This is a genomic window from Actibacterium ureilyticum (genome assembly GCF_002285435.1).
Classification (GTDB): Bacteria; Pseudomonadota; Alphaproteobacteria; order Rhodobacterales; family Rhodobacteraceae; genus Actibacterium_C; species Actibacterium_C ureilyticum.
Window position 1 is genome coordinate 78154 of record NZ_NSBT01000020.1, and the last position, 13646, is coordinate 91799.

The 13646-nt window shown below is 62.1% G+C and carries 9 protein-coding genes; 5 read left to right on the plus strand and 4 right to left on the minus strand.

Annotated features, from left to right (window positions below):
* Position 1: 1 nt before the first annotated feature.
* Entirely contained in the window at positions 2 to 973 is a 972-nt protein-coding gene (locus CLM60_RS05110) for a sulfotransferase family protein (protein ID WP_095588094.1), read from the minus strand.
* A gap of 288 nt (positions 974 to 1261) precedes the next feature.
* Between CLM60_RS05110 and CLM60_RS05115 the strand changes: the two genes are divergently transcribed.
* From CLM60_RS05115 to CLM60_RS05135, 5 genes are all read left to right on the plus strand, one after another.
* Complete coding sequence (locus CLM60_RS05115; protein WP_245848227.1) at positions 1262 to 2164, plus strand: glycosyltransferase family 2 protein; 903 nt, start codon at positions 1262 to 1264, stop codon at positions 2162 to 2164.
* Positions 2165 to 2271: 107 nt separating this feature from the next.
* The gene (locus tag CLM60_RS05120; RefSeq protein WP_095588096.1) at positions 2272 to 3216 is read left to right on the plus strand and encodes a glycosyl transferase family 2; all 945 of its coding nucleotides are present in this window, start codon (positions 2272 to 2274) and stop codon (positions 3214 to 3216) included.
* On the plus strand, positions 3213 to 4250 hold the full coding sequence (locus CLM60_RS05125) for an NAD-dependent epimerase/dehydratase family protein (protein WP_095588097.1): 1038 nt from the start codon (positions 3213 to 3215) through the stop codon (positions 4248 to 4250). Before CLM60_RS05120 ends, CLM60_RS05125 begins: the two co-directional genes overlap by 4 nt.
* Positions 4240 to 5283 carry an acyltransferase family protein gene (locus tag CLM60_RS05130; RefSeq protein WP_095588098.1) on the plus strand — a complete coding sequence of 348 codons (1044 nt, stop codon included), beginning with the start codon at positions 4240 to 4242 and terminating at the stop codon, positions 5281 to 5283. Before CLM60_RS05125 ends, CLM60_RS05130 begins: the two co-directional genes overlap by 11 nt.
* 243 nt (positions 5284 to 5526) lie before the next feature.
* A complete protein-coding gene (locus CLM60_RS05135) occupies positions 5527 to 7812 on the plus strand; it encodes a GumC family protein (RefSeq protein ID WP_095588099.1) in 2286 nt (761 codons plus the stop codon).
* 3 nt (positions 7813 to 7815) lie between these two features.
* Here CLM60_RS05135 and CLM60_RS05140 read toward each other — a convergent pair whose 3' ends face one another.
* The 3 genes from CLM60_RS05140 to CLM60_RS05150 all read right to left on the minus strand — a co-directional run bounded on the left by CLM60_RS05140 (position 7816) and on the right by CLM60_RS05150 (position 13609).
* Entirely contained in the window at positions 7816 to 8715 is a 900-nt protein-coding gene (locus CLM60_RS05140) for a glycosyltransferase family 2 protein (RefSeq protein ID WP_095588100.1), read from the minus strand.
* The gene (locus CLM60_RS05145) at positions 8712 to 9737 is read right to left on the minus strand and encodes a glycosyltransferase family 2 protein (protein ID WP_245848230.1); all 1026 of its coding nucleotides are present in this window, start codon (positions 9735 to 9737) and stop codon (positions 8712 to 8714) included. Before CLM60_RS05145 ends, CLM60_RS05140 begins: the two co-directional genes overlap by 4 nt.
* 173 nt (positions 9738 to 9910) lie before the next feature.
* Positions 9911 to 13609 (minus strand): type I secretion C-terminal target domain-containing protein, encoded by a 3699-nt coding sequence (locus CLM60_RS05150; RefSeq protein WP_095588101.1) that lies wholly within the window; start codon positions 13607 to 13609, stop codon positions 9911 to 9913.
* Positions 13610 to 13646: the final 37 nt, after the last annotated feature.

Below are 13646 nucleotides of genomic sequence, written 5' to 3' on the forward strand. Positions count from 1 at the left end.
CTCAGACCGTGACGCCATCCCAATGGGTGGTCACGTCGCGGTCCAGTAGGTCCGAAAGACCGGCATTGCGCGCCGACAGATGGCTTTGCAGATAGTTCAGCGTCTCGGACTCTATCTTCGGTGCCTTGCTGGATTTCAGCAGGATCGGATTGATATATTCGAACCAGCGATAATGCAGCTTTTTCAGCATCTTGTCCCAGCGCGTCATCGGGCCGCCCATATGCTTGCGATAGCGGGTGGCCACGATGTGCCGGCCCACCTGGTTCAGGGCCAGCTGCCCGGATGTCACCACCGGATAGGTCGTCCGGTTCTGCCACAGCTTTTCGGGGTCGATTTGGAACCGGTCCACCCCCAGGTAATCGGTCAGCGTGTCCAGGGTTTCCTGCGGCGCGGCGGTGAAATCCTCGAACAGGACCACGCGCACCTGATCGGGGCCGAACAGGTCGAAATAGCGTTTCAGATGCGGGGTATAGGTTGACCCCAACAGGATCGACGGATTGCGCACGATGGTCTTTTCAAAGCTTTCGGTCGCCCGCCCGCTGCGCACCAGATGCCAGTATTGCGAATAGGCGCGTTTGACCGGGTTGCGCAGGGTGAAGATCAGCCGCACATCCGGCATCAGCTGCCGGATCCGGCGGGCCGCGACCTCGGAAAACAGATAGGTGGGCGAATCCTCTCCGATCAGCTTGCAGCCATGGAACGGGGTGAAGCGCGACGCGTACCAGTCCAGCGCGGTGGTATTCGCGGGCGTGGGATCGAACCAGTCGATGGATTTGTCGCGAAACCGGAAGAAATCGCTGTGCACGATCGGGTCGTCGGCGTCGTGAAACAGGATCTCGTTATCGGGAAGCCCGATATCGTCATGCTGCCCCAGCAGCATATGCAGCGATGTGGTGCCGCATTTCGGGGCGCCCCCGATCACGAAATCCGGATAGCGGTGACCCTGCGCGCTGATGTTATCCGTCTGATACATAAATTTTCACTTTTCACGTTAATGTTTTCACTTCTAAAGCAATTGAGGCCCAAAATGGCCGATACCCTCAGTCTATACTCTGGTTGATTGGTCAGAAATAGACTCGGGTCCATTCTGAAACAGAAACCCGCAACCGGTCAAATTGTCAGCAAACATTGCATGAAATCGCATCAAGTACAGTGAGTCCTGTAGCTGTCGGCGATTCTTTGCTATGGTGCAGCATTGATTGTTTGTTATGGATGCCCGATTGCTGGGTACGGGGTTTTTGTAAGTATGTTGAAAACGGGAATGGGTCAGGAAACCGCGACGCCCGAGATTTCGGTGATCGTCCCGGTTTATAACGAGGAAGACAGCGTCGGTCCGATGTATCGGGCGATTACGGGGGCGCTGGATCCCATCGGTCGAAGCTATGAGATGCTGTTCGTCGATGACGGCAGCAAGGACGAATCGGTGCCGCGGCTGAAAAAGATGGCGGCGCAGGATCCGCGCCTGTCGATTGTCTGCTTTCAGCGCAATTTCGGTCAGACCGCCGCGATGGCGGCCGGGATCGAACATGCGCGCGGCAAATATCTGGTGACGATGGACGGCGATCTGCAAAACGATCCCGCCGATGTGCCGATGATGCTGGAAAAGCTGGAAACCGGTTACGATCTGGTGGTCGGCTGGCGGATGAAACGCCAGGACAAGCTCGTTTCACGCAAGATCCCGTCAAAGATGGCGAACTGGCTGATCGGCAAGGTGACCGGCCTGCCGATCCGCGACAATGGCTGTTCGCTGAAGGTATACCGGGCCGAGGTGATCAAGCGCGTGCCGCTTTATTCCGACATGCACCGGTTCATCCCGGCGATGGCGATCCCGCTGGGCACCCGTGTGGCGCAGGTCGGCGTGCGTCACCACGCGCGGCAATTCGGCGAATCCAAATACGGTCTGTCGCGGGTGTTCAAGGTTCTGCTGGACCTGATCGTGATCAAGGGGCTGCTGCATTTCGCCGACCGTCCCCTGGCCGCGTTCGGGCGGATCGCGCTGATCTCGGCGCTTGTGGCGGTGATCGCGGGCATCTGGCTGCGGGGCGAAGATTACCAGGTGGTCGCCATGACCATCGCCGGGCTTCTGGGGGCGATGTCGGTTTTCATGCTGCTTTTGGGCATGGTCGCGGCGCTGGCCTTTCACGAGAACCATCGCGATGCGTGATGGGTGGTGCAATTATCTGATTTTAAACAAATCTATTTGTGGTAAGGGTTTTCAAAATGAATATGGCCAAATTTGATATGCCAGCGGACAAAGCTACAGAAAAACAGATGCTCTCAGCCATTGTCGTCATCGAACAGAATCAGGATCCGACCGCCTTGCTGGGCGGTTATCGCCGGGCGCTGGATGCGCTGAACATGGAATACGAGCTGATCGCCGTGACCGACGCGCGCGATGACACGCTGACCGGTCTGATGGACGGTCTTAAGGCCGACTGGCCGCAGCTGGTCTTTCTGGCCAAGCGCCCCTGGGGCAGCGATGACGCGGCCCTTGCGGCGGCGGCCAAGCGCGTGAACGGCGATCTGGTGCTGACGCTGGCCGGCTGGCCCGAAATTGCCGAAGGTTCGATTGCCAACATGCTGGACGCGCTTGGCGATCACGACATGGTTGTCGCCACCCGCAGCGACCGGGTCGACACCGCGGCACAGGGGCTGCGGACCAAGGTGCTGCAGGGCACGCTGAAAACCCTGTTCGGCCATGTCCACAAGGATGTGTTCTGCCGCGCCCGCCTGATCCGGCGCGAGGTTCTGGACGATGTCGCCAGCTTTGGCGTGCGTCAGCATTTCATTCCCACCATCGCCGCCGAGCGCGGCTATAGCGTGGTGGAAACCGTGGTCGATCCGGTCGATGCTCAGGCCGCCGCCGGAACCCGGTTCGTGTTCAAGCCGCTGGGCCATGTGCGCGCGCTGTTCGATGCGGTCGCGCTTTACGTGGTGCTGAAATTCCTGCGCCGTCCGCTGCGGTTCTTCGGCTCCATCGGTTTGCCGATCTTCCTGGTGGGGGCGCTGGCGACCGCGGTGCTGATCATCGGGCGGCTCTTTGGGGATACCGCGCTGGCGGATCGGCCTGCGCTGATCTTCTCGGTCCTGATGGTCGTTCTGGGCGTGCAGATCATCGCGCTGGGGCTGGTGGGCGAGATCATCATCTTCGCCAATAACCGGCGGATGAAGCAGTACATGGTCCAATCGGTGATCCGCAAGGACCCCGAGGAATGAGCGACCCGATCTTTCTGGTGACGGGGGCCGGCGGGTTCGTCGGGCGTCATCTGGTGGAACATCTGGCACGGCATGGTGTTCGGGTGCGCGCGATGGTGCGCAACCCCGCGCAGGTGGCCGATCTGGAAACCATCGCAGAAGAGGTCGTGATCGCCGATCTGACGCAGCCGGACAGCCTGCGTGCAGCCGCCAAAGGGGTGGCGGGCGTCTATCACATTGCCGCGCTGTTCCGGCAGGCGGGCGGGGGCGATCAGCTGTTTTTCGACATCAACGCCAAGGGTGTCGAGAACATGCTGGAAGCCGCGATTGCCGAGGGCGTGCCGCGTTTGGTGCTGTGTTCGACCAATGGCGTCCACAGCCATATCGAAAACCCGCCCGCGGATGAAAACGCGCCGTTCAATCCCACCGATGTCTATCAGGAATCGAAGCTCGAGGGCGAGAAGATCGCCATGCGCTATTTCGCCGAGGGCCGCATTCGCGGCGCGGTGCTGCGCCCGGCGATGATCTATGGCCCGGGTGACGAGCGCATCGGCAAGATGTTCCGGATGATCGCAAAGGGGCGGTTTTTCTATATCGGCAAGGGGCAGGCGTTCTGCCACTGGCTGGACGTGCGCGATCTGGCCGAGGCGTTCCGCCTGGCCATGATCCATGACGAGGTGAATGCCGAGGCGTTCCTGATCGCGGGCCGCGAATACCGCACGTTGAAGGACAGCGCGGACGAGATCGCGCGGCAACTGGGCGTGCGCAAACCCTGGCTGCACCTGCCAGTGGGGCCGATGATGCTGGCCGCGCGGTTGTGCGAAGCGATCTGCCTGCCGCTGGGGATTGAGCCGCCGCTGTTTCCCCGCCGGGTGTCGTTCTTTCTGAAACACCGGGCGTTTGACATATCGAAGGCGCAGCGGCTTCTGAATTATCAACCGGCACAGGATTTCCCCGGCGAGATCGCCGATATCATCGCCGATTTCCGCGCGCGGGGCCTGATGCCCGACCGCGCGGCCGCACAGGATACGACACGGAAGATCCATGAAACTTGACGCGCTTCAAACCGGCCGCGCGGTGGCCGCGATCATGGTCGTGCTGTTCCACGCCCATGTCTTCACCGTGCCCGACAGCATTTATCGCGGCACCATCGACGGGGTCTGGCGCGGCTTCGGCATGGGCTTTGCGGGGGTGGAGTTCTTTTTTGTCCTGTCGGGCTTCATCATGTTCTTTGTCCATCGCGGCGATATCGGCGTGCCGGTGCGGGCGGGGCGGTTCATCCGCAAGCGTCTGATCCGGATCTATCCGATCTATTGGATCATTCTGGGCGGGTTGGTGTGCATGTATTTCGCCTTTCCCGGCCGGGGCCCGGAAAACGCCCGCGACCCGCTGGCGCTGGTGACATCGTTTCTGCTGATCCCGACGGCGGGCGATCCGATCATGCGGGTGGCCTGGACGCTGGAATACGAGATGTTCTTTTACCTGATGTTCACGCTGATGATCCTTGGCGGGCGGCTGGGGCTGGCCGTGTTCGCGATCTGGATGACGCTCAGCGCGATTGGCACCGTCTGGCCGTTCGAAACGCATCCGCTGTCGTTCGTGTTTTCGTACTACAACCTGCTCTTTCTGTTCGGGATCGGCGCGGCGGCCTTGTTCCCCCGATTGACGCCGCAACAGGCCTGGGCGGCGCTGGCCGTGGGCGTGGCGGGGTTCTTGCTGGTGGGGCTAACGGATGTCTATCGCGTGGTCGGCTGGGCGCATTCCTGGCGGACCGTGGCGTTCGGGCTTTTTGCCGCGCTCGCGGTCGCGGGGCTGGCCGCCGGGGTGCTGCGCCCGTGGCGCTGGACGGTCTTTCTGGGCGATGCGTCCTATTCGATCTATCTGGCGCATCTGCCCGCGATGGGGTTCGCCGCGCTGGCCATCCGCAAGGCCGGTTTGCCCGGTCTGCTGCCGGTTCCGGCGGTGTTCCTGGTCACGGTATGCTGCGGCGTGCTGGCCGGTGTGATCATCCATCTGCTGATCGAAAAGCCGGTTTTGCGGCTGTTGTCGCAACGGGCGCGCCCGCATCCGCATGTCACCGCAGAGTGAGTCTTGTGAACAAATGACAGCTCTTGGGCGCTTTGTCCTCAGATCGGGGAAAGTGCATCTGACCGTGTTTCGCAACTGCAGAAAAATCCGCTGCATTGCGTGATTTGTGAAGATAACGATACGAAAGCACATGCAAAGGTGCTAAAAAGCTTGCGTTAGAGTGGTTCGGATGGGGCGGCCGGGCTACACAGAATTACGAGTTCAAGAAACGAATAGTGGTCCCCAAGGGACCAGGGTAGCAGAATGAAAGAACATTCAGGTGGGGTGTTCCGCCCGGTGAATTCCGACAGAGGTCATCGTGGGCAAGATGCCGGCGGCGATCTTGTTCTGAATCTCAACGAGATCCTGCGCATTCTGCGCCGCGGATTATGGATCATCGCGGCCTGTGTCTTTGCGGGTGCGCTGTTCGCAACGATCTCGGTCCTGCGGATCACGCCGACCTATTTCGCCACGGCACAGATCGTTCTGGATCAGCAGAACGTCGCGGATGACACGCTGGGCAACCTGTTTCAGGGGCTGAACCTGGACAACCAGAAGATCGCCAGCGAAATCGCGGTGATGCAGTCGGGCCGGGTTCTAAGCCGCGTGGCCGAAACGCTGAAGCTGGAAACCCTGCCGGAATTCAACGCCGATCTGCGCCCGCCCGCGCCCGAACCGTCCCTGCTGAGCAAGGCGGTGACGGGGATGAAGAACATCGTCAAGGCGATCCTGGGCGGGTCGCCCGACCCGGTCGTCGCGACCCCGTCGGCGGGGGATGGAACGGTTTCGCCCATCGATGTCGCCGCCTCGGCCGAGGCGGTCAGCCTGGGTGAACAGGCCGATTATGTGGGCCAGCTGGGCGGCGCCCTGCGCGCGCGCCAGGTCGGCAGCAGCTTTCTGGTGAATGTCAGCTATATCTCGACCAACCCCAAGATCGCCGCCGCCGTGGCCAATACGGTGGCCGATGAATATATCTCGTTCCAGCTGGAACAGAAACTGGCCGCCAGCGACCGCCTGACCGAAGGCCTGAACGCCCGCATCGACGAGATGCGCAAGCAGCTTGAGGCATCCGAGCAGAAGGCCATCGATTTCCGCAACCGGATGCTGGACGCGGAATCGGGCGGGTCCGAGCGGCTGGAACAACAGATCCGCGAGCTGTCCAGCCGCCTGGTCAATGCCAGCGCCGAACATGCCGAGCTGAAGGCCGAGCTGAACCAGATCGATGCCATGGTCGCCGAAAACGGCGTGTCGGCCGCCGCCGGTGTTCTGGAATCCGACCTGATCCAGAAGCTCCAAAACGAGCTTTCGTCGCTGAAACAGCGCGAGGTCGAGGTGCGCGAACGGTTTGGCGAAACCAGCCCGCGCACGATTTCGATGCGCGAACAGATCACACTGACCCAGGGCACGATCGAACGCGAGATCTCGCGCCTGCGCGGCGATCTGCTGAACCAGACCGCCGTGGCGCGCGCCCGCGAAAGCAGCCTGCGCGAACAGTTGCTGTCGATGGAGCAGCGCTATCTGAAGCTGCAGAAACAGCAGATCGACCTGTCGCAGCTGGAGCGCGAGGCCGAAGTGCGCCGCGCGGCGTATGAGAACATCCTGAAGACCGTGACCGAGACCAGCGATGTCAATTCGCTGCTGGAAGCGGACGCGCGGGTCGTGACCTATGCCAGCCCGCCCAAATCGCCCGCCGCGCCGCGCAAGAAGCTGTCGGTCGCGCTGGGCATCGTGGGTGGCGGGTTCCTGGGCCTGTGCATCGTGTTCCTGCGCAGCTTCCTGGACAAGACGGTGTCGACGCCCGAGCAATTGCGGCGGGTTCTGGGTGGTGTGCCGGTTGTGGCCTCTCTGCCGATGGCGCGGGCCAATCTGCGCCGTGACAACCCGCTGAAATTCGTGTCGGCGCATCCCGGCTCTCATCTGATGGAGGCGGTGCGCACGCTGCGGAACTATCTGATCCTGAAGCCGTCGAACAAGGGGCACACGATCGCGGTGATTTCGTCCGTCCCGTCCGAGGGCAAGACATCGACCAGCCTGTTGCTGGCGAAATCGGTGGTGCAGATGGGCATGTCCTGTGTCGTGGTCGATACCGACATGCGCAAGGGGGGCCTGGCCGAATTCCTGGCGGTACCGCCCAAGCCGGACCTGTTCGATCTGCTGTTCGAAAACGCCACGTTGCAGGATGTGCTGCGCCGCGATCCGCTGACGGGGGCGCATGTCATCACGTCCAAACCCGGCGCGTCGGACCCTGCCAGCCTGCTTTATTCGCGCAACATGACGTCGATCATCAAGCAGCTGGAAAATCAGTTCGACCTGGTGATCCTGGATACCGCGCCGCTGTTGCCGGTGTCGGATGCGCTGGCCTTGGTCAAACAGGCGGACGAGGTCGTTCTGGCCGTGCGCTGGCGCAGCACGCCCAGCGACAAGATCGGCCAGTGCATGTCGGCGCTGGAAGAGGTCGGGATCACGCCCACCTGCGCGGTGCTGACACTGGCCGATGCGCGCCAGATCCCCACCTATGACTACTACAACAATCCCAAGAAGAAGGTCTGAGCCTTACTGGCCATAGATCTGCGGCTGCCTGAGCGACAGGCAGCCCGCACAGACCCCCAGATGCAGCGCCCCGCGCAGCGCCCAGAACCGGCGCTTGGGCGGGCTGAGGGCGAAAGCCGCCGTCGCCAGGCCGCAGATCGCCGCCTTGCCCGCCGCGCTCAGAAACAGCCTGATCCGGTCGGACCGACCCGGCGCCGATGCGGCATAGCTTTGGCCCATGCGGAACTTGCGCCGCAGCAGCCACCCCAGCGTCAGACGCTTGGGCGCGACGGGTTCGGTCACGATGGCGTTCATTTCCAGCTCGAACCGGGCGCCCATCTGGCCCAGCCGAAAGAAGAATTCGGTATCCTCGCCCCCCGATTGCCCCCGCGCCAGATCGAACCGCGCATCGCGCCACGGCACATCGCCCCAGCGCAGCATCGCGTTGCAGGTGTGGCCGGTCTGGACTACGCCGCCCCGGCGTTCGGGGATGTTGGAATGATGGTCCTGTTGGCGCATCCAGTCGGGCGCGTCGGGTCCGTATTCTGCGATCGCCGGGCCAAAGACGCCGTCCGCGCCGCTGCTTTCGGCAGTCCGCAGCAGGGTCGCCAGCCAGTCCGGCGCGGCCATCTCGTCATCGTCGATAAAGGCCACCCAGTCCCCGGTGGCGTGATCCAAACAGGCATTGCGCGCGATCGAGATATTGCGTGCGGGCGCATGTACATAGTGCACCGGACAGGACATCTGGTGCGACTCGACCCGCTGTTTCGCGCTGGGGGTGTCGTCATTGTCGGCCACGATGACACGCATCGTCACGCCCTCGGGCAGGATCTGTTGGTCCAGCGATGTTAGGGATTGCGTGACCTCGACACGGCGAAAGGTGCACATCAGAACATCGATATGACGGGCGGGCCGGTCGGTCATCGTGTCACCATCTGTTTGAGCATCGTCTGGAGGAAACCGAAACCCCAGGCGTTGTGCATCGCGGCCAGGGCCGGACCCGCCCACAGGCCACATGGACCGATCCGCCGCACGGCCAATCCCGATACCAGCGCCAGCACCGCGATATAGCCCAGCGGTGCCACCAGCGCCCAGGGCCAGACCAGCGCCAGTGGGATCGCCAGCGCCAGAACCGCGAAGTTGATGGCCGGGATCAGCTGCCGCAGGCGCGGACGCATCCGGTGCTTGGCCACGTTGCGCGCGCGGCCCCGGCCATAGTTCAGGTATTGCCGCGCCAGCGCGCGCAGGGTGGGGCGCATGGTGTAATCCAGCCGGATATCCGATTCCAGCCAGACCCGCCCGCCCGCCAGGCCCAGACGGTGATCGTATTCGGCATCCTCATTATGGCTGAAACTTTCGTCATAGCCACCGATGCGCCGATACCAGTCCAGGCGAAACCCGGCATGGTGCCCATGATCGACCCAATGGGATTTCTGACCGCCCCGGTGCGCCGATCCGCCTGAACCCAGCGGCGTGTCCACAACCCAGGCCGCCGCGCGCTGGAAACAACCGGCGCCGCGCGCGTCCATCGGCGTGGCGAGCGAGGCCGCATCCGGGCGCGCGATCAACGCGTTCGCGACGTTCTGCACATAGCCCGGCGGATAGAGCGCATGCGCATCGCAGCGCACCAGGATCTGATGCGCGGGCGTGGACGCGCTGTCGACCACGCGGTTGATGCCCGCCGATTGCAGGCGCAGGGGGTTGTCGATCAGCATCAGGTTGGGATAGCGCGCGCGCAGGTCGGTCACGATCTGGCGGGTTGCGTCGTGGCTGCCGCCATCGGCCACCACCACGCGCACCTGGCCCATCCAGGGGTCGTCCCCGATCAGCGATTGCAGGCAGGCTTCAATCGCGCCGGCCTCGTTCAGGGCGGGTACGGCCACCAGCACCTGTTCGGGCGCGATGCCGGCGGTTGTGCCGGAAGAGGGCAATCGTTCAGAACGCACTGGAATCAATCCGGTTTTCGTCAATCCGCCGTCACCTTAGCGGGATCGGCGCGGGCCGTATATCAAGGGCGACATAACCGTCGGGCGGTGTGTCCCCGTTACCATCCCCCGCGCCCAAGAAAAAACCACCGCCTGCTGGACAGGCGGTGGTCAGAGTTCGGGTCAGAGGTGCATCAGTAGCTGATCGCGTCCGCGTCCAGCAGTTGATCCAGTGTGATCGAGGTGTCTTCCAGCAGGACGGTATCGATATAGTCGTTGCCCTTGCCGTCGACATTCACGGAAATCAGGGTCGAGTCGCCCTGTTGCGTGACCTTGACGTATTCCGACAGGTTGTCTTCGGTGGCGCCGTCGAACACTTTGCGGAAGCTCAGCTCGTCGCCCAGGCTGGCCGAGAAATCGGTGACCGTATCGACGCCGTGGCCGATCGCGCTGGCGCGGAATTCGAAGCTGTCCTCGCCATCGCCACCGGTCAACAGATCCTCGCCCCGGCCGCCGACGATGCGGTCGTCGCCGCTGCCGCCGTCGATTTCGTCATTGCCACCGTTGCCCAGCAGACGGTCGTCGCCGGCCCCGCCGCTGACGATGTCGTCGCCCGAACGGCCCTGCAGGTGATCGTTGCCACCGTAACCATAGAGCATGTCATCGCCAGCAAAGGCCACCATGGTATCGGCCGCATCGGTGCCGTTCATGGTTTCCGCCGCATTGGTGCCATCGAACACGTTCGGCTCGGCGCTGTCACCGTCGGACTGGACGTCCTGGTTGACAGTGTCACCGCCACCCGTCCCGGTGTCGGGGGTGCTGTCGGTTTCGTCGCTCGTGGTGCCGTCAACCTCGCCGCCGATCAGCAGCTGGCCGGATTTATAGAGCGCGTCCAGGTCCAGATCCGAAACACCGGGCAGAACCGCGATGCGCACGAAATTGTCACCTTGGCCATCGACATCGACCGACAGGAAGGACCGCTTGTTGGTCGATTCCAGCTGGACGAAATCGCTGAGGTTGCTGCCCGCGGTGAAGGCCTCGGCGCTGATGATCTCGCTCAGGTCCAGGATGTCGCCCTCGGACGGGTCGAAATCGGCGATGTTGTCGACATTGCCGTCGATCACGCTGATCACGAAGGTATCCGCCCCGGCATCGCCTTTCAGAACGTCTTTGCCCGCGCCGCCGTCCAGGCGGTCATCGCCGGCCCGACCGCGGATCGTGTCCGCGCCGGCCAGACCGTAGAACGCGTCATCCTCGGACGATCCGACCAGCTTGTCGCCGCCGCTCGTGCCCTCGGCGATGATATAGTCGCCATTGTCGGTCGGTTCGTCCGGCGTTTCGTCTACGGGCGTTTCATCGACCGGTGTTTCATCGACGGGGGTCTCGTCCACCGGTGTCTCGTCGACCGGGGTCTCATCCACCGGCGTTTCATCAACGGGTGTCTCATCGACCGGGGTTTCATCCACCGGCGTCTCGTCAACCGGTGTTTCATCGACCGGATCGCCGCCATTGCCGTGCGAATGGTCACCCGAACCGCCGCTGTTGTCGCTTGTGGGCTCGCCCGTCGTCGCGTCGAAGCCGAAGTCGAAATCGGGGTTGTTGATCTGGGGCTCGGTCCAGTCGGTCAGCTCGTACTGCTTCAGGAAGCTTTCATCGAAGGCTGACACGTCGATTTCGATGATCACCGGGTGCTGGTCGCCCGTCAGACGGTCCGTGATCCAGTTCACCACCGGGACGACCCAGGTGCCGTCGGCCTTTTCCAGCGTTCCGTGGATTTCCAGGAACTGCTCCAGCGTCATGGTCTTGTCGCCATTGCCGAACTTGACCGAGACGCCTTCGAAATCCTTGCTGGTGCCGGTGCCCTTGGGGGTTTTCGCGATCACGTATTCGTTGAAGTTGCGCACGCCGACGCTGTCGATCGTGATGCCGGTGATGTTCAGGCTGTAATCGCCCGGGCCCAGCGTCAGATCGGCATCCGCATCGGGGATGAACACGACCTCGTCGACCGGTGTCAGGGTCGAGCTGTCGATGATCTGGGGCATCGGGTTGGTATAGTCGATATCGTGATAGAGATCGTAATACTTGATCAGCTCGTTCTTCAGCGAGGCGGAGTCCACATTCGCCAGAAGGTCATTCAGCACGAATTCGTTTTTGACATCGGTGAATGTCACGTCGATCAACGAGGATTCGTGGTTCACGCCCAGCGCGCGCCAGCCGGTGTCGAACCCGTCGATTTCCACGTCGTTCAGAACGACCGACGATGTCTTGCGCTCGATCCGCATCGCGGTTCCGGTGCCGATCCAGGTCGAGTCCATGAACAGATAGTTCGACGCATAGTTTTTCAGGCTGACGCCGCTGCCACCGCCCCAGATCGTGAAGTCCTTGATCACGCTCATCGTGTCGGTGTCATCGGAATACTGGCGGTGGAACACCAGGAAGGCGGTGCCGTTGGCAATGGATTCATTGCCTTCGAAATGGTTGATCGCCGGTTCTTCGTGGTCGATCGCCTCGTCAAAGGGCGAGGGGTCGTACTGGATGTTATAGCGCTCGAACATCTTGCGGTGGGCGCCATCGACGGTCGAAGGCTCGTCGAAAATCTCGTTGCCTTCCCAGTTCCAGCCGATTTTCGAGTTCGCCGCGATGTTGTCATACTGGATGATGACCCGCGACTGGTTCTCATAGGCGATGCCTTCCGAGCCGAAGCCGGCATCGACGCCGTCCTCGTGGCCCAGCGTGTGGGTGACCAGGTTACCGACCCAGGCGCCCTGTTCGTTGCCCAGCTCCGACACGATGCCCGCGCCGACGATATCCTGGACGAAGTTGTCCATGATCATCGCGTTGGAATTGTGCTGGACGATGCCCCAGCCCGGGCCGCCATTGACCGCGTTGCCGGAAATCATTGACAGGGCTGCGTCGCCGTCACCGGTATGGTGCAGGTGGATCGGATAGCGACCCTCGACATTGCTGCCGACCTCTTCCGCGTTCTTGTCGGTACGGCCCATGTCGTCGAATTCGGCATTCAGGACCGAGTTCGCGAATTCGCCGTGGTCGACCTCGCCGTTCATCATCATCAGGTGGCCGCGCACACCGTCGGGATTTTCCGAGCTGAAGACCACGTTGCGGCTGGAATTGGCGACATAGGTGTCGATGTCGTCGTACCCCGCCGGGGTGGTGTGGTCGTATTCAAGCGCCTTGTCGAAGATGATCTTGTCGCCTTCGATGGCGACGATCGTGCGCTCTTCGTCCTGGCTTTTCATCTGGCCGTTGGCGTCGACGCTGGCGTTTTCGGTGCCGATCAGAACGATCGTGTCGCCGATTTCCCAGTTGTCCAGGTCACCTTCGACGGTGATCGACTTCGACCCTTTGGTCGCGCCGTCTTCGATCACCAGATAGGGTTCCTTTTCGGCGCCCATGATGTCGACATGACCCCATGCGACGATGCCACGGGTCAGAAGCTCTGGGTCGTGGCTGGTGTCGATGGCACCGTCGACAAAAACGATCTCGGCGGTGTAATCGGCGCCAATGGGGGTCGCCTCGTCCGATCCACCTTCGCCGTGCATCGAACCGATTTCCAGGTTGGATCCTTCCGCAGTCAGGATCGTGTCGACCACCATCTTGGTGTCGGCCTCGCGCTCCCATGTCAGGGTGCCGTCGACGCGGACGAAATCCAGTTCGGTGTCGCTGTAAACGTCATAGGTGACGGTCACACCGGCGGGGATATAGACATCGGCCCCCTCGTCGGGAACCTTGCCGCCTTCCCAGGTGTTGGGATCGGACCAGTCGCCGTTATTCACCGCCTTGTGCGTTGCCATATGCGGCATGAACAGATCGTCGATCATGCCCGAATGCTCGTGCATGGTCGTGCCCGTCATATCGTCGGAAGTCATATCCATCTTCGGTCGTTCCCCAAGCTTAATTCGCTATGCCTAT